Genomic DNA, 24,708 nt, shown 5'->3' on the forward strand with positions numbered 1-24,708 from the left:
GTACTGACCGGTTATATTCACCCGGGTAAAGTCACTTTTGGTCCTTACTTTTAGTAGGGCCATGCGTCTTACCCGCCTAACTACCCTAATTTCACCCCTTGATGAAACGCTTACTTTGCTTTAGTCTGCTCATATCGGCCACCGCGCTTAGCGCTCAGAGCTTCGAGTGGGATAAACCCACCCCCGCGACCCATCCGAAAGAAGTTACGGCGACCCCCACAACATACGCCTCGGCCGCGGAGATCCGTGAGGGCGGACTTGCCGGAATCTACGATAAGGAAGCCGACGGTACTACCACCGCATACGGTGAAATCTACCGGGCTAACGAGCTAACCGGAAGTCATCCCGTCCTGCCCTTAGGAACACTGCTGCGGGTTACGAATATTGAGAATGGCCGATCCGTCGTCGTTCGGGTTACCGACCGGGGCAAAGAATGCCCGGAGTGCGTAGTTACGCTGAGCAACACAGCCGCGAGGGAACTCGGTATGGACAACCGGTCGGAAGTCACGATCCAGCCGGACGGCTTCAGCAACTGGAATCCGGTTCCCCATCAGGACGTCGCCTCCGCGGCGGAAGTTTCCGCTCCGGTGGCCGAAGAAGTGGTACCGCCATCCGCTGTCCTGCGTCCGGCTTCCGCAACTGACGGAGACGAGCGTCCCAGCGTCTTCACCCGTGAGGTCGTGGCTCCCGCTCCCGCTCCGGCAATATCCGAGGCTCCGAAGGGAGAACCGGTCGCATACGAGCAAACCGTAACTCCACCTTCGCCCACCGTTGCCCCCGGCAAGCAGCAAGCGCGGGGTGTTACGGAGGAAGTGGCCCTCGAACAAGAATCATTTGCCATTCAGTTGGCCGCCTACACGAACGAGACATACGCCGTCCGGCGAGTCCAGGAACTGAAAGATCAGGGAATGGAAGACGTTTACTACCGTTCCGTCACCAAGGAGGACGGTGAGGTGATCAATCGCGTATACTCCGGCTCCTTTGACAACGTCACTGATGCTCAAACCGCCGTACGCACGATTGCCGGCAAGTACAAGCTTACCGGAATCGTTTCCAAGTTGTAGCAGGTCGCTACTTCCTAAAGAGTCAAAGGCTCTCCGTTACCGCGGAGGGCCTTTTTTGTGTGTGAAAAAATGGACATGGTGTTGACACGTATCCGTAAAATGAAATAAAAATCTATATTTACGGCAGATAACAAGTTTAATGTCGGTTTATCAAGCTAAAACGCAACTTGTTTGTCGATCGTTCGTTTTTGATTCAAGCATCCTTCATTCGCCATGACTAATCAATCGCATGCCCCCCTCCAACCCGCCGCGATACTCTTTATGCTGGGGGTTATCCTGTTCCTGATTTACGGATAGATCTCATGGCGTTTGCCTGGCCGGTACTCTCCCTTCTTCTCGGCTGCCATGCTCCCTATTTGTCGGGGCTCAGTCGGGTCTAGTTGCATCGGCAGGCTTCCTTCTAGTCCTTCTATGGAGTCATCATAGACCAAGGGCGATATTCCATCGACGGGTGACCACCTTTCAGGTAAACGGTAAGTAATGGGTTGAGCGTTAATATTATATTAAAACCGCTCACTCATGATCACGCTACTTACTTACCTCTCGCTCATAACCGGCGGATTATTGGTACTGCTATTGATCATGGGGATCATAGGCGGTATGGATCTCGATATGGACATCGATGCTGACACCGAAGGAGAAGCCTCTCCCGGAATGGGTGGAGTAGGTATCGTAAAGGCAACCCTAACCTTTTTGTCAATTGGATCGTGGACGATGCGGATTATGCTCATCACTTCTTCCAATCCTCTCCTTTCGCTTTTAGCCGGCGTTGCGGCGGGCGCCGTAGCGGTTTACCTACTCTCGCTGGTAGTTTCCTGGTTGCTCGGGCAAGAGGCCGACGTGAACTGGCAGGCCGAAGATGCCCTTCGGCAAAAGGGTACGGTGTATCTCCGCATACCCGCCGGGGGGGAGGGTATCGTCCGGGTGGAAGTAAAAGGGGGACTACGCGAACTTAAGGCACGCAGTACACAAAAGGCGGTGATCCCAACGGGCACGCTTATCACCGTCGAAGAATGCACCGATGACGGCGTGGTACTGGTTCGGCCGGTTGGGCATGTGGCTAATACGCCAAACCTTATATAACTTCAACTATACGTTGCCGGCGGAAACCGTCGTTTGCGGCCGGAATACACTCACCCATAAATCCTTGTAAAATGGAATTTCTAATACTGCCTGCTGCCATCGTGGCGCTGATCATGATCTTTGCCGTATGGCTGGTGAGCCGCTACAAACGCTGTCCCAGTGATAAAATTCTGGTTGTCTACGGGCGGACGGGTAGTGACGCCTCCGCTAAGTGCTACGCCGGTGGCGGAACCTTTGTGTGGCCGGTTATTCAGGACTACCAATACCTTGATCTGACCCCCTTGTCCATAGACGTGAACCTGCAGGATGCCCTTTCCAAGCAGAATATCCGGGTTAGCGTTCCGGCACAGTTTACCGTTGGAATCAGCAACAAGCCTCACCTGATGCTGGCTGCTGCAGAGCGGCTGCTGGCGCTGGACCGGACCAATATCAGCAACCTGAGCCACGACATCATCATGGGGCAGATGCGCCTCGTGATTGCAAATATGGATATCGAGGAGCTCAATATCGACCGCGACAAATTCGTAGAAAGTGTTTACCGCAACGTCGGGGAAGAACTGCACAAGATTGGTCTGGAACTGATCAACGTCAACGTTACGGACATCCAGGACGAAAGCGGGTACATCAAGGCATTAGGCCAGGAGGCCGCGGCGAAAGCCATCAACGATGCCAAGATCAAGGTGGCCAATGAGCTCCGGACGGGCAGCATCGGTGAGGCCGAAGCCCAGCAGGATCAGCGTTCCAAAGTAGCGGACGCGAATAGCCGGGCCGAAATCGGGGAGGCCGCCGCCCTCCAGCAACAGCGTATTCAGGTAGCCGCCGCCAATAGCCGGGCGGAGATCGGGGAAGCGGAAGCGCAGCGCGAACGCCGTATCAAGGTGTCCGAGGCGGAAAGTTTCGCGCAGATTGGAGAGGCCGCCAGCCGCGCCGAGGCGACCCAGGGTAAGAACACCGCTGAAATCAAGATCGCCGAAAGTAACGCCGCCCGCGACGTCGCTATGGCGGAGGCCCGTCGCCAGTCGGAAGCGGCCCGAAAAGTTGCGGAGGCCAAGGCTCGGGAAGAGGCTTACCGCGCGGAGCAGGATGCCGAAATCGCCCGCGCTGCTACCGAAAAGGCCCGTATGGAAGCCGAGCAGGTAGTAGTAGCCGATATAGAAAAGCAGAAAGCCATCATCGCGGCCCAGGCCGAGGCCGAAAGACGGCGGGAGATCGCCCGTGGTGAAGCGGATGCCGTACTGCTGAAGTACCAGGCGGAAGCACAGGGTATGGAGGAGTTATTGCGTAAGCAGGCCGACGGCTTCCAGAAACTAGTACAGGCCTCCGGTGGCGATGCGCAGAGCGCGATCAACTACCTGATGCTCGATAAACTGGCCGAACTTAGTCGGATTCAGACCGACGCGATCAAAGACATCGACATAGAAAAAGTCGTTGTTTATGATAACGGTAGCGGTAAGGGAGTAGGTAATTTCGTTCAGGGACTATATGGCATGGTTCCCCAGCTAAGTGACTTCCTAAAACAGAGTGGAATGCAACTACCGGAACATCTAGTGGTCCAGAATGGTCACTCCAAACCCGAGAAACCCAAAGAGGAGCCATTGAAGTAGTACGATTAATATACGCGCATGCGCCCGATAGCCTCTATCGGGCGCGTTGCGTTTACTACCTTTGACTCCTGCATTTTTGAACTTTGTCTACGCCCCATGAATCTTCGTTTGTTAGTATTGTCCGCCTTGGTCGGCATGATGTTATGCTGCGCTGGGGAGACTACACCAACCGGCGAATTTCCGGATAGCAGAAATAGTGAGGAAGTACGGATCGTACTCAAAAGCGAGCCGCCCACGCTCAATCCTTTACTCACCTTACAGAGCGTTACCCGCTACGTAGCTGAACACATATTTCAGACGCTCAACCGGCATAACCCGGAAACCTACGAGTTGGATCCTGCTCTGGCATCGGTGCCCACCGTCACCTCCCTCCCCGACGGTGGATTAGCGTACGATTACCGTATAGACAGCCTTGCGCGCTGGCCTAATGGCAGCCGGGTGACGGCTGGTGACGTGATCTTCAGTCTCAAGGCTTTGCTGAATCCACTAGTTGGCGCGGGACCCTATCGTTCGTATTACAGCATGATCTCGGACGTGGTCATGACCGGAACGGATTCCATGGCCTTCCGTGTGCTCACGAAGCGACCCTATGTTTTGTCCGCTGAGGCGATCGGTGACCTGTACGTCTTCCCCCGGTACGCCTACGATCCCGAAGGACTACTGGATGATGTGGCTGTAAAAGAACTCACTGATGCGGAGAATGCCGAACGGCTAAGCGAGACCAACGACGGTATGCGTCGGTTCGCCGATGATTTCAATAGTCCCGAACGCGGCTACAAGCCGGATAAGATAGTCGGGAGCGGACCCTATGAGTTGAAGTCATGGGAAGACGGGCAGCGAATACGGCTGCGACTCCGGCAGGACTACTGGGCGAAAGAGCGCCGGGAGGAATACCTGAAGGCTGTACCCCAGGCGTTGACTTTTGAAATTATTTCAGACAACACCACGACGGCCAATGCCCTGCGTGATCAACTGGTAGACATGGTTGTCGATATGCCCATCGATCAGTTCCTGATGCTCCGGGACGAGGCCTATCTAAAACCCATTTATGACTTCGTCTCCATTCCAAGTTTTAAATATTATTCCATTCTGCTCAATCAGAATGAGCCGATACTGAACGATAGCCTGACCCGTCGCGCTCTGGCCCATACCGTTGACGTGGACCTGCTTATCAAGAAATTCTTTCCCGACCTGGCACAGCGGATAACCGGGCCGGTGCTCCCTTCCAAAGATTATTACAACCGCGAGCTCACCCCGCTCTCCTTTGACCTCGACCAAGCCCGGAAGTTGCTGACGGAGGCCGGTTGGTCGGACACGGACGGGGACGGGATTCTGGATCGACGCCTAAACGGAGATAAACAGGAGCTCAGTTTTACTCTGCTGACCTATGCCAACCCGGTCAGCGAAGGGGTATGTCTGTACATCGCCCAGACCGCGGCAGAAGTAGGAGTAGATATCAGCGTAGTCAGGCAGGAAGGCCGGACGCTGATCGATAGACTAAACGCCGGCAATTTCGTGGCCTCATTCTACGGCCTTGGCTTTGACCCCACTCCGGATGATTTCTCCCAGGGATGGTATTCAACGGCGATTCCGCCCAGCGGTACAAATCGCGGACACTTCAGCAACAGCGAGGCGGACAGCCTGATCCGTCGGATAGCCGCTACCACAGATTCCGTAGCCAGGGCACCTTTGTACCAGCGTTTTCAGGAGATCGTCTACGAAAATCAACCCATGATCTTTTTGTATTCACCCAACGCAACCTTGGTGGTGTCCAAACGCCTGGACTATAGCTTAACCCCGCTGGCTCCGAACCTGTATTTTAATGCGATTCGGGTGCGGCCTACTTCTTAACCGTATGTATCATTTAATTAAAGGCTTTGTCGGTTTACTGCTTCTGCTTCCGCTGTGGGTGAGTGGCCAGGATACGACGCAAACCGTTGCGATCGATACGACTATCTACAGCTTTGCCGACGAGGCTCCCCGATTTCCTAGTCCCTGTGAGCAATACGACACGACTGCTGCGGCCAAGTCACAGTGTGCGCAGCAATTCCTACTCGACTACGTTTACAAAAGAGCGCTATACCCGGCGGAAGCGCGGGAGCAGAATATCAGTGGAACCGCCGTCGTCGCCTTTATCGTAGAACCCAACGGAATGATTAACCGCCCGGAGATACTTCGCGATCCCGGTGGTGGCATCGGCATATCGGCTCTCCGTAGTGTAATTGGGATGAGCAGGGAAGTCCTATGGCGCCCCGCCATTAAGGACAGTGTGCCGGTTCGCTTTCGATTCGTCCTTCCCATCCGTTTCCGACTGGAAGAACCCAAGCCCTACGTCGTTATAGGCAGGGATACGGTGTATACCGATCTCACGCAGTCAGCGAGCTTTGTTAGCAACGACGGCGATCTGGCGGGCTATCTCGATGGGGTGATTGATTACCCCGATATTCCTCAGGACAGCTGCGCGACCGGCCAAATGGATATGCAGCTCTTCATACATCCTACCGGCCTGGTGACCGTCAACGACATCATCGACTATAATAACCTCGGGGTAGATTTCACCAGTGAGGCAATCGATGCCGCGACGGGAACCTTCAATCAGTGGATACCTGCGGAATTCGAGGGTAAAAAGGTGACCAGCGCCCAGGATGTAACCCTGAATTTCATTCCTACGGACGAGGGCTGTGCTTACGTTGTCGACGACTACAGCCAGGCTCTGCGATTAATGCAGGACGCCCAAGCGATGCTCACCGACTCTACTGCTTTTCCCGAAGCGCTAATCAAAATGGACGAGGCCGTGGACCTGTTTCCCCGTGACGGTCGCTTTCGTATCATCAGGGGCCAAGCTCGCCTGGACAAGAACATGCTCGCCGAAGCCTGTGAGGATCTGACGCTCGCCCGTTCCATAGCGCTGATCGATTGGTACGATTCCCTTTTGCCGCTCATTTGTCGGCCTGCCGGTACCGAAGAGGAAGAGGAAGAGGAATAGAGGGCAGGTGCTTACTTCACCGCTCACTAACATGCTCACCCAACTTCCGTAAAGCGCCGAACCCGGTCGTGGATGGTACCATCCACGACCGGGTTCGGATATCGGTAATAAGCTGAGATCGGGTGGCGAACTCCGTTCTACGCCTTTTCGAACGCCGCCTCCACGAGGCTTTTTTGCTCTTTGGCGTGTACCGGTTTGTAACCGGTAGCTGGCGAGGCCGTCGCCGGTCGTCCGACATAGCGGAGAATTTGGTTCAGCCCCAGGCTCTTGTTGTACAGAAACTGATCGCTGATATAGCTCCACGCTCCCGCATTTCGACTTTCTTCCTGCACCCACAACATTTCGGCGTCGGCGTAGCGCTCCCGAATCTGCTTGATCTGCTTGATGGGTAAAGGGAAGAGTTGCTCGATGCGGACAATAGCTACGTCGTCCCGTTTCTCTTCCTCCTTGTAAGCTACCAGGTCGAAGTAGACCTTCCCCGAACAGAGAAGAAGCCGCTTAATACCGGAAGCATCCTTTACCGTCGGGTCATCAAGGACCTCCTGGAAGCGCGTTCCCGGTCCAAATTCGTCGACGGAACTGACTGCCCGATCGTTACGCAGGCCGGATTTCGGCGTCATGACGATGAGTGGCTTACGGAAATTCCAGGTCAACTGACGCCGCAGCAGGTGGAACATGTTGGCCGGCAGGGTAGGGTTGGCGACGATCATGTTGAACTCCGCGCATAGCTGAAGGAAACGTTCCAGGCGGGCGCTGCTGTGCTCGGGTCCCTGTCCCTCGTAGCCGTGGGGAAGCAGTACGGTCAAACCGTTCATGCGGCCCCACTTGCTTTCGCCGCTGCTTATAAACTGGTCGAAGATGGTCATCGCTCCGTTGGCAAAATCACCGAACTGAGCTTCCCAGATTACCAGATTATCGGGGCTGGCGGTGCTATAACCGTATTCGAAGCCAAGCACGGCGTATTCCGAAAGCAGCGAATTAAAAATCCGCATCTTCCCCTGGTCCTCGCTTAGTCCATCCAGGCGATTATAGGTGCTCTCTCCGTCCTGGCTTTTGAGTACCAGGTGTCGGTGACTGAAAGTGCCACGGCGTACGTCCTGACCGGACATGCGAACGTCATGGCCCTCCATCAGCAGGGTGGCGTAGGCACTGAGTTCCCCGAGGGCCCAGTCCAGTTGATCTTTGTTGACCGACTGTTCGTAGTTGTTGTAGAGGCGGTTAACCTTGTTCACAGGTTCGAAGCCATCGGGTAGGGTAGTGATGTGCTTCAGGATGGCCTTCATCTTGTCGATAGAGACTCCGGTCACCGGAGATTCCTCGAAGTAGCTGTACTCCCAGTGGTCGCGATTGAGTTCACTCCACGCCTTCTCCGGTGGTTGGTAGCTGTAGGGGAGGTCGCTGTTCTTTACCTTGGTGTGAACGGACTGAAGCTGAGACTTAAACTTCTTGGCCATTTCCTTGGCCAGCTTCGAGTCGACGTCCTTACGGGAGACGAGTTGCTCGGTGTATACCTGCCGGACATTCGGGTGTCGCTTTACGCGCTCGTACATACCCGGTTGGGTGTAGCCCGGGTCATCACCCTCGTTGTGGCCGTTCTTCCGGTAGCAGAGCATATCGATGAAGACATCGGAGTTAAACCGATTGCGGTACTCCATTGCCAGCTTGGATACGTAGTACACCGCCTCGGGGTCGTCCCCGTTGACGTGGAAAACCGGAGCTTCGATTACCGTGGCCACCCCACTGGCGTAGATACTGGTGCGAGCATCCTCGTAATCGGTGGTAAAGCCGATCTGGTTGTTAATGATCAGGTGAATGGTTCCACCGGTGGTATAGGCTTCGAGCCCGCTCATCTGGGCGGTTTCGAATACTACCCCCTGACCGGCAACGGCAGCGTCGCCATGCACCAGAATGGGGACGATCTTGTCGTAATCGTTGGCGTAGAGAACATCCGCCTTCGCACGGGCAAAACCTTCCACGACCGGTCCGACGGCCTCGAGGTGGCTGGGGTTAGGGGCCAGTTTGACGTTCACGGATTTGTCGGTCCGGGTAGCGATGATGGAGCTGTACCCCATGTGGTACTTCACGTCGCCGTCACCCCTAAGCTTATCGGGAATGACTCCCTCGAACTCCTGAAAGATGCTCTCGTAGCTCTTGCCCATAATATTGGCGAGCACGTTTAGACGTCCGCGGTGGGCCATACCGATCACCACTTCCTCCACGCCATCACGCGAGGCCTCGGAAATGATCGTATCCAGCACCACGATGGCGGCTTCTCCGCCTTCCAGTCCGAAACGCTTCTGGGCGGGGTACTTGGTTTTGAGGAAGTCCTCAAATCCGACCGCGTCGTTGAGCGTTTCCAGGATGTGCCGTTTGTCGTCGATATCCAGGCCGTATGCTTCCTCCGGGTGGTGTTTCTCGATACGCTCCCGTAGCCAGCGGCGCTTCTCCCGGTGGAAGATGTGATCGGTTTCAAAACCGATGCTGCTCAGGTAAATCCGGTTGAGGTTCGCGACGATTTGCCGCAGGGTACTCCCTTCCGGCATGAACAAGTGGTGGGCGGCTTTGAAGGACGTATCCAGATCTTCCTCGCCCAGATTGAAATCTTCCAGGTTGAGGCCTGCCTCCGGATCCTTAAATTCCTGGATCGGGTCGATGCTGGATGCGACGTGCCCCCGGATACGGTAGGCTTTGATCAGCGCGAATACATTGAGCTCCTTCTGAACGTGCGTCCAATCTACTTCGCCCTCCCCGGTGGTGGGTAGGCCGGAGCCGCCGGATTTTTCCGAGCCGTAATCAAACCCGAGAAAGAAATCCCGCCAACTATCGTCTACGGAATCGGGTGATGCTACGTACTGCTGATATAGCTTTTCGATATAGCCCGGATGGGCGTTTGCCAGGTGCGAATAATTACTCATAATAGTTTTTTTCAACGCCTTCCCCAAGCGGTTGTTCAACCCATTTACCCGTAGTATCGACCCAGTACCCATTCCCACGCGCGGCCGGGTAAAAGACGGTGTGCTAAGGTGCTGATTTTTTGGATGGGTTCACCAATAACGTACTGCGGGCTTAACTGGTCTTTGCCCAGGATTTTAAATATCTGCTCCGCTACGTAATCCGCCGTCATCCCGTGGTCCACGTTCCCCGCCATGGCGTCGTCCGCTCGCCGGTACCGCTCGCGGTAAAGGCTATTCACCTCCGCAGCGGGTTGCCGGTACTGGGTGGCGATCGAGTTGGTGGCAATGTCGCCCGGACTGATACAGGCCACCTGCACATTGGAACCCTGTAATTCCAGCCGTAGACTGTCGGAGAGCGCGATGACACCGGCTTTGCTGGCACAGTACACCGACCGAAAAGGAATACCCATATGTCCGGCGATACTACTCACGAGTAACAACCGACCGCGTGGACTCTCGCGCAGGTAGGGGAGGGTGGCCTGACAAAGATTCCAGCTTCCCCAGAAATTCGTTTCCATGATGCGGCGGGCACGCGGCGTGGGCATATCCTCCACCGGACCGGCGCCGCCGATGCCGGCGCAGTGGATGACCGCGTCCAGCCGCCCCTCAACGGCGACTAATTCACCCATGGCCTCTTGGAGACTGGTTTCGTCACTTATATCGGCGGGAAGGGGCGTTACCCCGGGCAGGTCAACCGTCCTGCGGCTCATACCGTAAACCCGCCAGTCGTGGCGGGCCAGCAGCGGGGCGAGCGCTTCACCGAGGCCGGAAGAGGCACCCGTAACGAGCGCGACATGTTGCATGGAATTGACTTTGGATTCGGCAAATAACGGAACTTATACAGCAAACGGCCGGTCAGATGCGTTAGGGTACCGTACCTTTGCATCATTACGGCTTGAAATCGCTCCCCTTTCGGCCTTCCCGGCGGCGGGCGTCCAGGCTATAAATCGACCCGGAATACCACAAAATAGTATGGCTACCCCCGAAAAAGACTTGGAAACAACCTTCAACGAAAAAGGCGAACTCATCAGCCCGGTCCTCCCCGCAGGCGTCAAGAACTTCTTGATCGACATCGACGGCACGGTGTGTGACGATATCCCCAACGAAGAACCGGAGCGTATGTCTACCTGCCTGCCCTACCCGGATGCGCTGCGCATCGTCAACAAATGGTACGAGGATGGGCACATCATCACCTTCTTCACCTCACGGACCGAAGAACACCGCGAGATAACCGAAGAGTGGCTCAACCGTCATAACTTCAAATACCACGGGATGCTCATGGGTAAGCCCCGGGGTGGTAACTACCATTGGATCGATAATCACATCGTCAAGGCCACCCGCTTTAAGGGTAAGTTCACCGATCTGATCGTTAAAAATCGCGACGTCGAGGTTTTCAACGATTAAGACGCTTACCCCCGGGATTCTCTTCCGGTAGATTCATTCCTTTCTTTGTTGGTTACGGACGCATAATCCGACACGTGTTTACAATCGGTAATGCCGATTTTCACGCGGCCTGGTTGATGAAAACACCAAATAGGTGTTGCGCCGTGTATTTGCAAGCCCTATATTTGAAGTAGCCACCTTTGGTTCGTAGTTCATCGTCCTTGCCTATCTGCCTGACGATCGCGTTCGATACTAATAGATACTACGGATCAGCCTTGTGAATGTAACGAAGAGACCTTTGATAAAACGCAAAGGCACGGGCGAACGCTTGTTCGCCCGGCCTTCCTGAAGCTTTTTAATTTACCATGTTGACACCCCGGGGATCCAATGCGATACCCGGGGTGTTTTCTTTATTCCTGGTTATCCGCGTAGTAGGTGTCTTTCTCCACTACCTGTACCTTTTCACCGGAACTGAGGGTGCGGCTAAGGGCGGTGTAGGGACCGGCCACAACCAGCTGACCCGCTTCAGCGCCCGTCAGAATCTGTATGTATTTGGCATCCTGCAGGCCGGTAGTTACGGGTACCTGAGCGATGGTGTCATTCTGCACGAGGAAGATCACCTCCTGTAAGTCAGCGGTGCCGGTCATCTCGTCGCTTTCCGAATCCATTTCCCGGGTGGCCACCGATTCAATGGGAACGCTCACCGCGTCCTCCGCCAGTTTAGTCAGGATATCGACGCTCGCGGACATGCCCGGGCGAAAAGGGTAGGTGTTGCCTTCGGAGATGAGTTCGTTGTAGCTCTCCTGGTCGATACTGATGCGGACCTCGAAGTTGGTGACCTGGTCACTATTGAGCACATTGTCGGCCAGCCCCGCCGTCGTGCTGCTGTTCGCGATTTGCGTCACCGTGCCGGAAAACGTCCGGTTGAGGTAAGCGTCCACTTCGATCTCCGCCTTATCGCCGAGGCTGACGGAGGGTACGTCGTTTTCGCTCACTTCCACCCGTACTTCCATGGCATTCAGGTTCGCAATGCGCATCAGTTCGGTACCCGTCATCTGTATGGTACCGACTACGCGTTCGCCCTGCTCGACATTCAGTAGGGAAACGACACCGCCCATGGGGGCGTAGATCGTGGTACGGCGAAGACTTGTCCGTAATTCGTTCAGGGTAGCCTCGCTGGACTCAATATTGTACTGGGCACCGCGGGCGCTTTCTTCCGCTGCCTGAATGTTGCTTTCCGCGGCACTCAGGTTGGCTTCGAGGCCGCGCACGTTGGCCTGGCTGGTTTGCAGCTCCGCCTCGCTGATGACGCCGTCCTGGTAGAGCTGCTGGTTACGTTCCAAAATTTCCTCGGCATTAGCGAGCTGCGCGGCAATCTGTTCCCGTTGGGCTTGCTGCGTTTTGATTTGTGCGCGGGCATTCGCGAGCTGTGCTTTACTGCTATTCACGCCGGCGACACCGCGGGCAACCTGTGACTGATAGGCGTCGGCGTCGATCTTGGCCAACAACTGGTTGGGTACGACGCTATCTCCTTCCTCGACGTAGAGTTCGACCACCTCTCCCGATACGTCCGAGCTGATCTTTACTTCCGTCTGGGGAAATATTTTACCACTGGCGCTGACGACCTCCTGAAGGTCACGAAGCTCCACCTCCTGGGCGAATACCCGGGTACCCTCTTCGGGCCGGTTGCTAACGATGAGGCCGACGACGACGGCAAGAATGATAACGGCCAGGACCAGAAATATGGCTTTGCGAGACATGCTAGATAAAATTTGCTGTGGTTAATTGAGGGATAGCTCCTGACCGAGGTAAAATTGGATGACCTCCCGATTGAAAATAAGCTGGTACTTGGAACGGGTGAGTTCTACGCGCGCCTGTTCCAAACGATTGGCTGCGGTCGTAAGATCCAAACTGTTCGCCGCACCGGCCGAGTAACGGCGGTCGGTCGCGTCGTAAGCCTGCTGGGCGGCATTGAGGCTGACCTCCGCGGCGCGGTACGTTTGCCGGGCGGCACGTAAATCGCCCAGTGCGCGCTCTACATCAGAGCGCAGTTGATTTTCCGCCTGTGATACCTCGATATCCGTGCCAATCCGCTGAACCTCGGCCCGCTGTACATTGATCCGGTTCCGGTTCTGGTTGTAGATGGGTATACTGAGGCTCATACCGATCCCCTGGCTGAAGTTTTGATCGAGCTGCGGGAAGTAACCGAGGTTCGGATAAACTACGCCCGTCTGGTTGAAGGAAGATATGGTGGTTTCCTCCCCGTTGATCAAGACCGGTACCGCGGGACCCTGTACAATCTCCGCATTCGAGTCATCAGGGTTAGCGAAATCCTTAGCGATACTGGAGTAATTGGTTGAGAGGTTGGCAAACAGTTGCAGGGTGGGCCGTAAGCCCGAACGGGCCACGTCGATCGCCAGATCGGCCGATGTCCGGCGCAGTTCGGCGGCGCGGATGGAGGGCTGGGTCTGTCGGGCCGAATTCAGCACTTGCTGCAGATCGTAGTCCGCGAAGAGGTCCCCTTCCTCGAAGTCCTGGACGGGGTTGACAATACTGAAATCCTGATCGGGGTCCAGCTCGAGCAGAAGCTGTAAGTCCAGCAGCGCCAGCTGTACCTGGTTTTCCAATTCAACGACCGTCCGCTGGTTGGCCGCCTGCTGGGCTACGAGATCAAAGCGCTGCGCGGCCGCCAGACTACCGGCCCGGATCTGGGCATCGGTGTTTGCCAGCTGGGTATCGATAAGCTCCAATTGCACGCGGGCATTGGTAAGCTGCTCCTGCGACAGCAAAATCGTCAGATAACTATTGGCTACCTGCAGGCCGATATTATTGGCGGTTACCGCGGCATCCGTCTGTGCGGCCTCCAGATCGATTTCCGATTGCCTCAGACTGTTGCGCAGCAGGCCGCCGTCGTAGATCGTTACGGCTCCCTGTAGCTGATAGCCCTGGGAGAAGATATTCTGGGCCTCGAAGGTGTTGGTGGTCGGGTCGATACTCCGGCCAAGGAGGAGATTGACGCTGGTTCCGCCATTCAGACTGGGCAGGCGGTTATTCTTGCTCTGCTGTAGATCCAGGCGGGCTAATTCCGTCGAGTTGTCGAGCCGCCGAACCTGCAGGCTGTTTTCGCGGGCGTACGTAACGGCCTCCTCGAGGGTCCATTCCGTATCGTTCTGCGCGATCATCCAGGCCGGAGCCAATAGGGTGAGATATAAGTAGAGAGGCAACCGCATTCTGCTGATGTTGTTAGGCCAGCAAAACTAAAGCTCTCGACGCGGGAAGAAAATTTAATCTATAAACGGCGTCCGAAACTAGACCGGCGGACGAAAAGCAGCCTACAGGCTACTATTGATCACCGTAGTGCCCACCAGCCGGTCGTACCGGCCTCCCAGGGGGCGATAGTAGATCAGGCCGATGTAATCGTTCTCGGTGACCGAGTAGCTATCCTCCGTCTCGGCGTAGCCAGCGCGGCTTCCGTCGGGTACGTCCACGTCGGTAACGTAATAATAATTGTAGAAGCCCTGCTTGACCAGAAAGCGACCTACGTACGCACTAATGCCCGGGTTCCATACCATCCGGTAGGGCGGCTTCTTCTGCCATTCGGTCATGGCTCCGAATACGTACACCTCGTCTTCGAGCGGTAGTCCGGTCTGTGTTTTAAGGATCGGCGTGATTTCTACGTATTCGCCGGTGTACTCCAGGTCCAGGCGCTGGAAGGACTGCTGGAGTTCTTCATCGGCGATGTTCAAAACCGGGCGATCACTGCGGAAATTCACGAAGTCGCCATTGAGGTCGAAGTACTGTGAATAGGCCGTCTCCCCCCGCGTGAGTTCCGGTGCCAGGAGCATGGCATAGCGGTCGCCCTCGTTGGTAATGCTGCGCACGTCCGTACGGGGTGCCTGTACCGACCGAATATCCAGATTACGAAACTCGTTGCCCCCACGAAAAACGATGCGGTCCTGATAGTTGAACTGGACGACTTCGCGGCCGAGCAGATTAGGTTCCACCTGGGTGACGGCATTATCCCAGCGGCCGTTTTGCAGGATGGTGGCGGTCAATTCCTGCAGGGGTGCCCTTGGCTGTAATTGCTTGGTGTTGGCTACCAACTGCACTTCCTGGTGGCTGTGGATCTTGTCGACGATGGCCGGCCGCGTGACTTGCCCCGTTATGCCGGCGATGTTCTCCGAGACCAGGAACCGACGGGTAATGACCGGCCGGTTATCCTGTTGGGTATCATAGACAACCAACAAGTAGTTGCCACTTTTCTCCAGGCGCATATTCGAATTGGGAAAGACCAGCTCGTAGTGCGTGTACGGCATAAGCGTGCGCAGGCTGAAGTCGTATTCCTGGATGTAATCGTTACCGAAGCCGCTGTTGTATTCCATTTGGCCCAGGTTGGAGGGCGTCCAGTCCTGGTTGCAGTGGATAAAACTGTAGGAGTAGCGGGTGAGGTCCTGGTTCAGATCGTCAAAGCTCAGGCGCAGCCGGGCGCCGCCGTTCAGCTCGATGATGGGGTAGGAGTGGGGGAAACCGTCGATACGCAGCTTGACCGTATGGATGTTATCGACGTAGGTATAGTCGAAGTACCGCAGGTCATCGTCCTGTGCGGAGACTGCCAGCGTCAGGTGCAGCAGCAGAAATAGGGCGGCGGAGCGCAGGTAAAAAGCAGATCCGGGAAACGGCCAACGACTCATTTAAAGACATTCAGTTTACTGACGTAAGGAGTGCCCAGGCGGTAAAAGCGCCAGGGGCGGGCGGCCCATTCCGCACCGGCTCCGTCGATTCCGATTCGGGGGGTAGTTGCGATCTCTTCCTCCGGTACGCGATCCGGTCCCCACGCCAATTGCACGGGAGCGGAGGGGTCCAGCAGGTCGAGGGCGTTATGAGCGCGCGTTATCCCGAGAGCTTTCGACACAACGCCGGGTCCCCGGCTTAGTTGCGGCTTTAAGTTTTCCATATGACGCCGTTGTAACATAGCTTCTAGACCTTGGCGGGGAGACACGGCGCGAATCAGGACCGCATGCGGTGTTTCGGCCGGTCCGGTTATCACGTTAAAGAGCTCGTGAATTCCGTAGCAGAGGTATACATAGCTCGTCCCCGCCCGGGCGTAGAAGGGCTCGGTCCGCCGGGTACGCCGTCCCCCGTGCGCGTGACTTGCCCGGTCATCGGGTGCCCAGTAGGCCTCCGTTTCGGTGATCAGCCCACTCGTCAACACCCCGTCTATGCGGGTGATCAGTTCCATGCCGATCATATTCCGGGCGATGGTCACCGGATTCTCTCCGTTCAGGAATTGGCTTATTTCCTGCGCTCCGTCGCCCAGATGCATGCTAATGATTTACAGCGGTACGGCCCACTACCAGACTACTCAACTCTCCCGCAACTCCCGGCGAAGGATCTTGCCCACGTTACTCTTCGGCAGATCATCCCGGAAAGCGACTTCCTTGGGTACTTTATAGCCGGTAAGCTCTTTGCGGCAGAAAGCGATCAGTTCATCTTCGGTGAGGGATTTGTCCTTCTTTACCACGAAGATTTTTACCACTTCCCCCGACCGTTCGCTGGGGATACCGACGGCGGCGCACTCCAGAACTTTGGGATGCGCGGCGATCACGTCTTCGACCTCGTTCGGATAGACGTTAAAACCGGACACGAGGATCATGTCCTTCTTGCGGTCGACGATGCGGAAGAAGCCATCTTCGGACATCATACCGATATCGCCGGTGCTGAGCCAGCCGTCGCGGAGCACCTTGGCCGTATCCTCGGGGCGGTTCAGATACCCCTTCATGACCTGCGGACCCTTGATTTGGATTTCGCCGCGTTCCTCGGAGGTCGCAACCCGGCTTTCTTCCTCGTTCCAGACGCGCATAATGGTGTTCGGCAGGGGTACGCCGATCGTACCGAGGCGAAGCGTCTCGTTTGGCGGGTTACAGCTCGCTACGGGGCTGGTTTCCGTGAGGCCGTAGCCTTCGGTCAGGGGCACGCCGGTGACTTTTTGCCACCGTTCGGCCACTACCCGCTGAACGGCCATACCGCCGCCGACCGCCATACGGAGGTGGCGGAAATCCAGTGCGGTAAAATCATCGTCGTTGAGTAGCCCGTTGAAGAGGGTATTCACACCGGTGGTGCCGGCGATCTTGTTATCCTTGAACGCCTTTACGATGGTGCTCAGGTCCCGTGGATTGACGATCAACACGTTGCAAATTCCGTGGGAGAAAATCGCTACGGAGTTGACGGTGAAGGCGAAAATATGGTAAAGGGGCAGGGGGCACAGCATTCGCTGATCGCTGCCTTCGTCCATTTTTAGCGTCAACCAGGCTTTGACCTGCAGGGCGTTGGCCACCAGGTTGGCATTGGTCAGCATAGCTCCTTTCGAGACGCCCGTGGTGCCGCCCGTGTACTGCAGGGCGATGGTGTCTTCCGGACGGCCCTCGAACTTAGGCAGGGGGTGCTTCTTCCCCTCGTCGAGCGCGGTCTGGAAACTGACCGCGGAGGGCAGGTTGAAGGTGGGAACCATCTTCTTGACGTTGCGCACGACAAAGTTGGTCAGGCCGCCCTTGATCCACCCCAGCATGCCGCCGATCGTGGTGAGGATGACCGTATTGATCTGGGTTTCTCCGATGACCTGTTCCAGGTTGGAGGCGAAATTCTCGGCGATAACGATGCCCTTGCAGCCACTGTCCGTAAACTGGTGCTTCATTTCCCGGGGCGTGTAGAGCGGATTGGTATTCACGATCACCAGCCCGGCCTTGAGCAGGGCGTGCAGCGTGATGGGATACTGTAACATGTTGGGCATCATGACCGCGACCTTATCTCCGGGCTGCAGGCCGCGGTAGTGCAGGTAGGCCCCCAGCGCGGTGCTGAGTTTATCCAGTTCGGCGTAGCTGATATCCTTGCCCATGCAATTGAAGGCGGGCCGGTTGGCGAACTGTTTGGTGGTATCGGCTAGGAGGTCTTTGAGGGTAGCGTGCGTCTCGACGTCCACGTTTGCCGGAATGCCGGCGGGATACTGGGCGAGCCAGGGACGCTGGTCGGTAGTCATGATCTTCTGGTTTAAGCAAGGGTGGGTAAAGTACAACACGGTGGCCGGAATTTCCCAAAGCATCAACCGCAATAGTCCTCAAGACGTTCTCATAGGAACACTTGCGAACAACGCCGATTCTACCCCTGCCGCTCCGGCGGGTCTGGATAATTTTACGGATATTCGCTTTACAATTTACCAGCTTAAATCTTCCCACCCACAATGGAAAACGGAATCCTCACCGACGCTCAGCAGAAAGATGCCGAGTTGATCCAGACCTTGCTTGACAAGATCGTAACCAAGAAAGGCTTCGATAATATTAAGGCTAACGCGGAAGGGTACGAAACCCCCGCCAAGATTCGCCGCAGCAAGGACTCCGAAGAATACTTCATCCCCGACGTCACCGGTGAGGTCAACGGTCGCAAAAGCTACTTCGAACTAGGTCTGAAGTCCGACGACGTACGCGAAGTCGTTACCAAATGGCGCCTGCTCAGCTCGCTGGCCGCTTACAAGCACGGCAAGTTGTACCTGGCCGTCCCCCGCGGACACATGGCCTTCACCAACCGCATCCTCGCGGATTATCCCATCCAGGCCGAAGTCGTCAAGATTTAGACCAGAGGGTAAAGGGGCTACCGAGAAAAGGGGTTAAGGATCGCAAGTCCTTAACCCCTTTTTCTTTCTTAGAAAGGATTAAGGGCTGAAGGGGTAAGGGGGCTATGGTGAGCGACCGGCCTTTACCCCTTTCTACCTTTTCCCATAACCCCTTGGCCACTATAGCGCCCAGAGATTAGCCTCAATCAGCACATCCGCGACGCGGCGGCGAAGGGCCTTCACGTTCTGCGGGGGGTACTTCGTGAATCGCTTGATGCCCATCGTGAAGGTGCGTAGCAGGTCGCCTTCGACGAAGCTGGCTACGGCGTCGGTTGCGTTCTTCGCCATCCGCGCGGTGGCGTCGTGGAAGTAGGTGCGCAGGATGGCGTCGTAGACGGCGATGTCGTGCTTGCCGAGACCGTCCGCGCGCATTTTGCGGACCCGCATCAGGGTGCTCTCGGCCTGCAGGAGATCACCGAGCATGTCGGCGACGTTCATCAGGATCTCCTGCTCTCCCTTCAGGTTGATCTTGCCGTCCATTTGCTCCTTGGCGGCGGCTCCGGCGACCATGAGAATAAGCTTCTTAAAGTCGGCGACGGATTTGATCTCTTCCCCGTACTCTCCTTCGGGGCGTTCCAGCGAAGGCATACCGCTCAGCTCCTTCTGGACCGCCCAGGCGGGGCCGACGATGTCGAGGGCGCCCTTCATGGCCCGACGGAGCAACATATCGACGCTGAGCAGACGGTTGATCTCGTTGGTGCCTTCGTAAATGCGGTTGATGCGGCTGTCGCGGTACATCCGTGGGGCAAGGGTTTCCTCGCTGTAGCCCATGCCCCCGTGTATCTGCACTACCTCGTCTACGGTATAGTCGAGGGTTTCGGAGCCCAGGAATTTCAGCAGGGCGCACTCGATGGCGTATTCTTCCGCGCTCAGGAGCTTAGCCTGGGAGAAGGATTTTCCTTCTTCCTTCAGTTGGGTATTCATGTCCTGGATCTGCTGGCTGACCCGGTAGAGAGCGCTTTCGCCGGCGAAGATGCGGATGGCCGCCTCCCCGATCTTGTACTTGATGGCTCCGAAGTTGGCGATGGGCTGCTTGAACTGGATGCGCTCGTTGGCGTACTGGATGCCGACTTGCAGCGCCCGCTTGGCACCACCCACGCTGAGGGCGTGCAGCTTAAAACGACCGACGTTCAGGACATTGAAGGCGATAAGGTGACCCTTACCAATTTCGCCGAGGCTATTTTCGGCGGGTACGCGTACGTCCTCGAAGAAGACCTGGCGCGTGGAACTGCCCTTAATGCCCAGTTTGTCTTCTTCCGCACCCAGGGTAAGCCCGTCGAGATTTCGGGGTACAATGAAGCCGGTGAATTTGTCTCCGTCGACCTGCGCGAATACGATGAAGATATCCGCAAAGCCCGCGTTGGAGATCCACATCTTCTGGCCGTTGAGCACGTAGGCATCGCCGTCCAGCGTAGCGGAGGTCTTGGCCCCCATGGCGTCGGAACCGGAGCCTGGCTCGGTGAGGCAGTAGGCGGCTTTGAGCTCGCCGTTGATCAGGCGGGGCAGGTATTTTTCTTTTTGTTCTTCGGTGCCGAAGTAGAGGATAGGGAGCATACCAATGCCGGTGTGCGCCGCATAGGAGACGGTAAAGGATCCCGAACTGCCGCCCATGACATCACAAATCAGGGTGTTGGTATTCGTGTCCATCTCCAGTCCACCGTAAGCTTCGGGCATGTGGCTGCCGAGTAGTCCGAGTTCGGCCATCTTTTCCAGCAGGCGGGGAGCGATGTTGTCTTCCTGCTTTTCGATCTTGTCGAGATTGGTCCGGATTTCCTGTTCGATGAAGTCGTCGACCATCTGCTTCACCATCTGTTGCTCTTCGGTAAACTCCTCGGGCATGAAGGTGGTCCGATAGTCGGCGTCGGCGATGAGAAATTCTCCGCCTTTCAGGACTTTGTGTTCGGTGAGCGTACTGGACATGATCGTTGCAATTTGGGGTTAGCGAAAATTCGCTGTGAAGTTACGGTCCTATAACGGACCTGTCAAGGGATGGGTTGCTCTTTTGAGCGAATTTTCGCTTTCGGGAGGAGTGTGATGGATATTCCCAAGCTGTAGACAAGATCATCGGCTGTGCTTACCCGCGATCGAATCGGAGAAACATGCTAACCGCCCTAATCACTTCCAGGATTCCGCTCGCCAGCGCCGGGAGGTAGAATGCAGCGGGCCACAAAAAGCTAAGCATACCCGAGGCCAATAGAATAACCTCCAGAATCCAGTAGACCCGCTTGACGTCGACCACCAACCCCCTATACCCGCCGTGAACCCGACCAGACCGGAGATCAACACGCCGGACGCGCCGCCGTAGTTAGCCTTGTAAATGTCGGTTTGTGCATCCGATATACGCATGGGTATTCGGGGTATCGGAACAAGGAGGGAATACTGCTACTAAGATGCCGTTCGCCGTTCCTCCACCAACATCATATTTACCAGTGCCCCATTGGCAACGACCACCGGACAGAAACCTCCGGGAATTGATCGCGGCGGTCCGACCAGGGCGCCTCGCCCATGACGCTAACCGCGGAAGCGATCCCGTCGGCGACCATTCCGGTCGGGGCGTACACGGTAACGCTTCGCGGTTCTTCGATACCCAGTCCCGTCCGCGGATCGATCAGGTGGCTGTACCGTCTGCCTTCCCACTCCAGATAACGGAAGGTCGCCCCCGATGTGGCGATGGCAACGCGGGCCGTATCTATTGTCCCTACCGGCGTCGATACCTGCCAGGCGGCACGACCGGGGGGTGGATCACCCAGCAGCAGGTCCCCACCCCCATCAATGAGGAAGGCGCGGAAACCCGCCCGGCGCAGTACTTCTCCCGCTACATCCAGCGCGTAACCTTTCGCGACCCCGCCGAGGTCGAGCCGCATGCTGTCGCGACCGAGGCGCATGGATTTTTCGCATATGTCTATGTACTGATAGCCCACGCTGCTTCTAGCGCGTTCAATCGCCGTCCGGTCGGGGAACTCCTGATGTCGGAAGGCACGCCTCCAGAGACGACTCAGCGTGCCGACCGTCGGGTCAAAGGCTCCACCGGACCAGCGGGCAAGTTGAAGGCTGAAATGCAGTACCCGGTAAAGATCCGGGGAGACCGGGTGCCAGACCTGTATCGGCGCAAGGCTCAGGCGACTAATTTCGCTATCGTTCCGGTAATCGCTCATGGACTGCTCTACCGATTCGACGCGCGCATAGGCTGCAACGATAGCCCTCCGTGCGGAAGCGGTATCCGTGGCGTAAACCGTGATTGACCACGGGGTGCCCATAACCGGCCGTTCGTCGACCACCGCCTGCTGTGCGCTGGCGTTCGCCGCCCACAGCAGTAGCGCGAGCAGCCATCCGATCGGTAAGGTTAATCCGTGCAGTGGACTACTTGACTTTCGTTTCTCCGGGTACCGGGGTAGGGTAGTAGCCGTTCTCAAGAGGGAGAATCGGTGGTGGAGCATCGAAGGCGTAAGTGGCCGGTGATAGGTCGAGATCGGAGTTCAGGGCCTCCTCCCAGGTTACGATTTGTCCGGAGTAGGTCGCCATGCGCCCCATTAGCGCTGTAAGGGTGCTCTTCGCGCCATTTTCGGCATCGGCGTACTTATACTCCCCGTCGGCCACGGCCTTAAAGAGAAGATCGTGTTCGACCTGGTAGGGGTTGGGATCCCGGCGGTCGTTGTAGTCCATTAATGCGTAGCCCGATTTGGTCATCAGCTTACCGGGAGCCGGTGCGGAGCCGTTGGTGCCCTGGAATACTTCCGTGACCTTATTGGCGCAGCCGGGCCAGTGGCGGCACTGGCTGATCATGCGGCTGCCGTCGGCGTACTCGTATTCTACGGCATGGTGGTCGAAGATTTCCCCGTGCTCCTTTCCGTTGCGGACGTAGCGCCCACCGAAGCCGGCGGCCGTTTTGGGGTAGTCCTGCTTTACCCAGTTACCGACGTCGAGGTTGTGGATGTGCTGCTCGTTGATGTGGTCGCCACAGAGCCAGTTGAAGTAGTACCAGTTGCGCATCTGGTATTCCATTTCGGTTTGCCCGGGCTGGCGCGGACGTACCCAGACGCCCCCGCTATTCCAGTAGACGTAGCTGGTGGTGATGTCTCCGATGGCACCGTTTTGCAGCATATCGATCCAGCCGTCGGTGTAAATCTTCTGGTAGTGACGCTGCAGGCCGACGACGACATTGAGCTTTTTCTTTTTCGCTTCTTCGGCGGCGGCAAGGACCCGCCGGACGCCCGGTCCGTCGACGGCCACGGGCTTTTCCATGAAGATCTGCTTATCGGCGGCAACGGCTGCCTCGAAGTGGATGGGGCGGAAACCCGGAGGGGTGGCAATCAGGACAACGTCGACCAGCGGAATGATCTTCTCGTAGGCATCGAAGCCAACAAACTTGTGATCCTCGTCCACGTCGAGGCGGCCGAGGTCCATTTCCAGCTCCTCCAACTGCCCCTTGATACCGGAATAGGATTGATCCAGGCGATCGCGGAAGGCATCGCCCATCGCGATGAGTTTTACGTTTTGTTCGGTAGAAAGCGCCTGAACGGCCGCGCCGGTACCGCGGCCGCCGCAGCCGATGAGGCCGATGCGGATCACATCGGCACCGCTTACGTGAGCCCGGGCGGCGAGGTCCGGGTGAATGGCCAAGCCGGCGGCGGCCAAAGCGGTGGTTTTTTGGAGGAAGGAACGTCTGTCTAATGGCATGATCGAAAGTTTAAGTAAAAGCGGAGAGTAAGTTACGGTATGGGTCCCGGAATACATATTTACCCTGCGCTCCGACGCCATATATCAGTCAAAATCAATTAAAATTTAATAAATATGTATACAACGTAACCCGTTACGCATTTATACGGTTAACTTTGCGTAACTGGTTACGTAAATGCACCGTCACGCTGTGTTTACCGCCAGATTGTCCAACCTGTAAAGCTTCGACCGATGACGATGCTGACTGAATTTCTGGGTTATCTGGCCATTGCCGCCGGCTTCTTCGCTGCCACCAAAAAAGATATGGGTGGCTTCCGAATGTGGCACCTGCTATCGAACTTCCTCTTCATCTTCTACGGTGTAGTGCTGGCTTCCGTGCCGCTGGTGGTTTCGGGCGTCGTTTTCTGCGGTATACATGCGGTGGAACTGTACCGGATGCGGTTTCCCGGCGGTCGCAGACCGGGACAGGTCTAAGGGGATTAGCATTAGGTAAGGTGCTCCCTCACGCGAGCGGCAAAGTCCTTTTCGGTCAGGTTCTTTTCCACCACGGACAACTGCCGCAGCAGCTCCCGCGAATCGTTCATCAGGTCCGCCAGTGCCCGTTCGCTGGCCGCCCAGTATTCATGGAGCAGGGGAAGTTCCTCGCGGGCTTTATCGGATAGACGCAGTTGGTACTGTCTTTTGTCTTCCCGGTCCTGGACCGATACGATATACCCCTTCCGCTTCATCTTTTTGGTGAGCTTGACCAGGGCGGGGTGGGACAGGCCCAGGCGGCCCGCCATTTCGGTCACGGTAAGCTGGTCGTGTTCCTCCAGTAGCACGAAGATCATGTGCCAGTTTGGCTCGATACCCGCACCCTGCCCGGTATAGAATTCCTTGGTTTGATAGAGAAAAGCATCGCTGAGTCGCTTCAGGCGGGCGGTGACCCCGTTAAAGCCCATCTCTGCCAATGCGTCCGCTTCCATAGTTGCGTAATTAGTTGCGGATGTATAGTACTGAATTTTGTTTGCCCACTTGCATTATTGACCGAACCCCGGGAAAAAAGGGTGGGTTATGTGTATGTACAACAGTGTCGCCCGACCCGCGATCATCACCATGCGTATTCCCTATTTCGTCTCCTTCTATAGCAGTATGCTCCTCCTTCTGGCGGGCATTGCCGCCGATGGATGGTCTACCGACGGCTATGGATGGCCCGCCGTCTTGCTCGCCCTGGCCATGATAGCACTTTGCTGGGGTGTTCTGGACGTAGTTATGACCCACAAGAAGCGGGTTTAGCTAGCTGCGTAGGGTAGCC

At 56.4% G+C, this 24,708-nt stretch carries 20 protein-coding genes; 9 read left to right on the plus strand and 11 right to left on the minus strand.

Going from position 1 to position 24,708, the window contains the following annotated elements:
- Positions 1–101 precede the first annotated feature (101 nt).
- The 5 genes from DRW39_RS14445 (at position 102) to DRW39_RS14465 (ending at position 6,737) form a co-directional block, all read left to right on the plus strand.
- Positions 102–1,064 (plus strand): septal ring lytic transglycosylase RlpA family protein, encoded by a 963-nt coding sequence (locus DRW39_RS14445; protein ID WP_116107768.1) that lies wholly within the window; start codon positions 102–104, stop codon positions 1,062–1,064.
- A gap of 519 nt (positions 1,065–1,583) precedes the next feature.
- Complete coding sequence (locus tag DRW39_RS14450) at positions 1,584–2,147, plus strand: hypothetical protein (protein WP_116107769.1); 564 nt, start codon at positions 1,584–1,586, stop codon at positions 2,145–2,147.
- 71 nt (positions 2,148–2,218) lie between these two features.
- Entirely contained in the window at positions 2,219–3,751 is a 1,533-nt protein-coding gene (locus DRW39_RS14455) for a flotillin family protein (RefSeq protein ID WP_116107770.1), read from the plus strand.
- A 96-nt stretch (positions 3,752–3,847) separates the two neighbouring features.
- Positions 3,848–5,602 (plus strand): ABC transporter substrate-binding protein, encoded by a 1,755-nt coding sequence (locus tag DRW39_RS14460; RefSeq protein ID WP_198664896.1) that lies wholly within the window; start codon positions 3,848–3,850, stop codon positions 5,600–5,602.
- 4 nt (positions 5,603–5,606) lie between these two features.
- The gene (locus DRW39_RS14465) at positions 5,607–6,737 is read left to right on the plus strand and encodes an energy transducer TonB (RefSeq protein ID WP_157976124.1); all 1,131 of its coding nucleotides are present in this window, start codon (positions 5,607–5,609) and stop codon (positions 6,735–6,737) included.
- A 137-nt stretch (positions 6,738–6,874) separates the two neighbouring features.
- On the opposite strand, the gene DRW39_RS14470 is transcribed toward DRW39_RS14465, so the two are convergent.
- A complete protein-coding gene (locus DRW39_RS14470; RefSeq protein WP_116107773.1) occupies positions 6,875–9,652 on the minus strand; it encodes a 2-oxoglutarate dehydrogenase E1 component in 2,778 nt (925 codons plus the stop codon).
- A gap of 44 nt (positions 9,653–9,696) precedes the next feature.
- The gene (locus DRW39_RS14475; RefSeq protein WP_116107774.1) at positions 9,697–10,494 is read right to left on the minus strand and encodes an SDR family oxidoreductase; all 798 of its coding nucleotides are present in this window, start codon (positions 10,492–10,494) and stop codon (positions 9,697–9,699) included.
- Positions 10,495–10,663: 169 nt separating this feature from the next.
- Here DRW39_RS14475 and DRW39_RS14480 point away from each other — a divergent pair, with 169 nt between their 5' ends.
- Entirely contained in the window at positions 10,664–11,095 is a 432-nt protein-coding gene (locus tag DRW39_RS14480; RefSeq protein ID WP_099105161.1) for a phosphoheptose isomerase, read from the plus strand.
- A gap of 389 nt (positions 11,096–11,484) precedes the next feature.
- On the opposite strand, the gene DRW39_RS14485 is transcribed toward DRW39_RS14480, so the two are convergent.
- The 5 genes from DRW39_RS14485 to DRW39_RS14505 form a co-directional block, all read right to left on the minus strand.
- Complete coding sequence (locus DRW39_RS14485; protein ID WP_116107775.1) at positions 11,485–12,834, minus strand: HlyD family secretion protein; 1,350 nt, start codon at positions 12,832–12,834, stop codon at positions 11,485–11,487.
- A gap of 21 nt (positions 12,835–12,855) precedes the next feature.
- A complete protein-coding gene (locus tag DRW39_RS14490) occupies positions 12,856–14,304 on the minus strand; it encodes a TolC family protein (protein WP_116107776.1) in 1,449 nt (482 codons plus the stop codon).
- A 102-nt stretch (positions 14,305–14,406) separates the two neighbouring features.
- Complete coding sequence (locus tag DRW39_RS14495; RefSeq protein WP_116107777.1) at positions 14,407–15,765, minus strand: DUF5103 domain-containing protein; 1,359 nt, start codon at positions 15,763–15,765, stop codon at positions 14,407–14,409.
- Positions 15,762–16,397, minus strand: a complete 636-nt coding sequence (locus DRW39_RS14500; protein WP_116107778.1) for a DNA-3-methyladenine glycosylase — start codon at positions 16,395–16,397, stop codon at positions 15,762–15,764. The genes DRW39_RS14495 and DRW39_RS14500 overlap by 4 nt, the downstream gene beginning before the upstream one ends.
- Positions 16,398–16,436: 39 nt before the next feature.
- Positions 16,437–18,107 carry an AMP-binding protein gene (locus tag DRW39_RS14505; protein WP_116107917.1) on the minus strand — a complete coding sequence of 557 codons (1,671 nt, stop codon included), beginning with the start codon at positions 18,105–18,107 and terminating at the stop codon, positions 16,437–16,439.
- Positions 18,108–18,308: 201 nt separating this feature from the next.
- On the opposite strand from DRW39_RS14505, the gene DRW39_RS14510 reads away from it, so the two are divergent.
- On the plus strand, positions 18,309–18,698 hold the full coding sequence (locus DRW39_RS14510) for a hypothetical protein (RefSeq protein ID WP_116107779.1): 390 nt from the start codon (positions 18,309–18,311) through the stop codon (positions 18,696–18,698).
- A 159-nt stretch (positions 18,699–18,857) separates the two neighbouring features.
- Here DRW39_RS14510 and DRW39_RS14515 read toward each other — a convergent pair whose 3' ends face one another.
- From DRW39_RS14515 to DRW39_RS14525, 3 genes are all read right to left on the minus strand, one after another.
- Entirely contained in the window at positions 18,858–20,657 is a 1,800-nt protein-coding gene (locus DRW39_RS14515; RefSeq protein ID WP_116107780.1) for an acyl-CoA dehydrogenase family protein, read from the minus strand.
- 503 nt (positions 20,658–21,160) lie between these two features.
- Positions 21,161–22,174 carry an FAD:protein FMN transferase gene (locus DRW39_RS14520; RefSeq protein WP_116107781.1) on the minus strand — a complete coding sequence of 338 codons (1,014 nt, stop codon included), beginning with the start codon at positions 22,172–22,174 and terminating at the stop codon, positions 21,161–21,163.
- Positions 22,098–23,414, minus strand: a complete 1,317-nt coding sequence (locus tag DRW39_RS14525) for a Gfo/Idh/MocA family protein (RefSeq protein ID WP_116107782.1) — start codon at positions 23,412–23,414, stop codon at positions 22,098–22,100. The genes DRW39_RS14520 and DRW39_RS14525 overlap by 77 nt, the downstream gene beginning before the upstream one ends.
- Before the next feature lie 231 nt (positions 23,415–23,645).
- On the opposite strand from DRW39_RS14525, the gene DRW39_RS14530 reads away from it, so the two are divergent.
- A complete protein-coding gene (locus DRW39_RS14530; RefSeq protein ID WP_116107783.1) occupies positions 23,646–23,888 on the plus strand; it encodes a YgjV family protein in 243 nt (80 codons plus the stop codon).
- A gap of 11 nt (positions 23,889–23,899) precedes the next feature.
- Here the strand turns inward: DRW39_RS14530 and DRW39_RS14535 are convergent, their stop codons facing one another.
- A complete protein-coding gene (locus DRW39_RS14535; RefSeq protein WP_116107784.1) occupies positions 23,900–24,379 on the minus strand; it encodes a MarR family transcriptional regulator in 480 nt (159 codons plus the stop codon).
- A 94-nt stretch (positions 24,380–24,473) separates the two neighbouring features.
- Here DRW39_RS14535 and DRW39_RS14540 point away from each other — a divergent pair, with 94 nt between their 5' ends.
- Positions 24,474–24,689 (plus strand): hypothetical protein, encoded by a 216-nt coding sequence (locus tag DRW39_RS14540; protein ID WP_116107785.1) that lies wholly within the window; start codon positions 24,474–24,476, stop codon positions 24,687–24,689.
- Positions 24,690–24,708: the final 19 nt, after the last annotated feature.

This window comes from Lewinella sp. IMCC34191, assembly GCF_003390935.1.
Classification (GTDB): Bacteria; Bacteroidota; Bacteroidia; order Chitinophagales; family Saprospiraceae; genus Neolewinella.

What these genes read in the sequence shown, in the direction of transcription:
- DRW39_RS14455 (WP_116107770.1), top strand. Translation starts at nt 2,219, where the DNA reads ATGGAATTTCTAATACTGCCTGCTGCCATCGTGGCGCTGATCATGATC.
- DRW39_RS14480 (WP_099105161.1), top strand. Translation starts at nt 10,664, where the DNA reads ATGGCTACCCCCGAAAAAGACTTGGAAACAACCTTCAACGAAAAAGGC.
- DRW39_RS14500 (WP_116107778.1), bottom strand. Translation starts at nt 16,397, where the DNA reads ATGCATCTGGGCGACGGAGCGCAGGAAATAAGCCAATTCCTGAACGGA.
- DRW39_RS14485 (WP_116107775.1), bottom strand. Translation starts at nt 12,834, where the DNA reads ATGTCTCGCAAAGCCATATTTCTGGTCCTGGCCGTTATCATTCTTGCC.
- DRW39_RS14460 (WP_198664896.1), top strand. Translation starts at nt 3,848, where the DNA reads ATGAATCTTCGTTTGTTAGTATTGTCCGCCTTGGTCGGCATGATGTTA.
- DRW39_RS14530 (WP_116107783.1), top strand. Translation starts at nt 23,646, where the DNA reads ATGACGATGCTGACTGAATTTCTGGGTTATCTGGCCATTGCCGCCGGC.
- DRW39_RS14505 (WP_116107917.1), bottom strand. Translation starts at nt 18,107, where the DNA reads ATGACTACCGACCAGCGTCCCTGGCTCGCCCAGTATCCCGCCGGCATT.
- DRW39_RS14510 (WP_116107779.1), top strand. Translation starts at nt 18,309, where the DNA reads ATGGAAAACGGAATCCTCACCGACGCTCAGCAGAAAGATGCCGAGTTG.
- DRW39_RS14495 (WP_116107777.1), bottom strand. Translation starts at nt 15,765, where the DNA reads ATGAGTCGTTGGCCGTTTCCCGGATCTGCTTTTTACCTGCGCTCCGCC.
- DRW39_RS14465 (WP_157976124.1), top strand. Translation starts at nt 5,607, where the DNA reads ATGTATCATTTAATTAAAGGCTTTGTCGGTTTACTGCTTCTGCTTCCG.
- DRW39_RS14520 (WP_116107781.1), bottom strand. Translation starts at nt 22,174, where the DNA reads ATGCTCCACCACCGATTCTCCCTCTTGAGAACGGCTACTACCCTACCC.
- DRW39_RS14525 (WP_116107782.1), bottom strand. Translation starts at nt 23,414, where the DNA reads ATGCCATTAGACAGACGTTCCTTCCTCCAAAAAACCACCGCTTTGGCC.
- DRW39_RS14470 (WP_116107773.1), bottom strand. Translation starts at nt 9,652, where the DNA reads ATGAGTAATTATTCGCACCTGGCAAACGCCCATCCGGGCTATATCGAA.
- DRW39_RS14515 (WP_116107780.1), bottom strand. Translation starts at nt 20,657, where the DNA reads ATGTCCAGTACGCTCACCGAACACAAAGTCCTGAAAGGCGGAGAATTT.
- DRW39_RS14490 (WP_116107776.1), bottom strand. Translation starts at nt 14,304, where the DNA reads ATGCGGTTGCCTCTCTACTTATATCTCACCCTATTGGCTCCGGCCTGG.
- DRW39_RS14540 (WP_116107785.1), top strand. Translation starts at nt 24,474, where the DNA reads ATGTACAACAGTGTCGCCCGACCCGCGATCATCACCATGCGTATTCCC.
- DRW39_RS14535 (WP_116107784.1), bottom strand. Translation starts at nt 24,379, where the DNA reads ATGGAAGCGGACGCATTGGCAGAGATGGGCTTTAACGGGGTCACCGCC.
- DRW39_RS14450 (WP_116107769.1), top strand. Translation starts at nt 1,584, where the DNA reads ATGATCACGCTACTTACTTACCTCTCGCTCATAACCGGCGGATTATTG.
- DRW39_RS14445 (WP_116107768.1), top strand. Translation starts at nt 102, where the DNA reads ATGAAACGCTTACTTTGCTTTAGTCTGCTCATATCGGCCACCGCGCTT.
- DRW39_RS14475 (WP_116107774.1), bottom strand. Translation starts at nt 10,494, where the DNA reads ATGCAACATGTCGCGCTCGTTACGGGTGCCTCTTCCGGCCTCGGTGAA.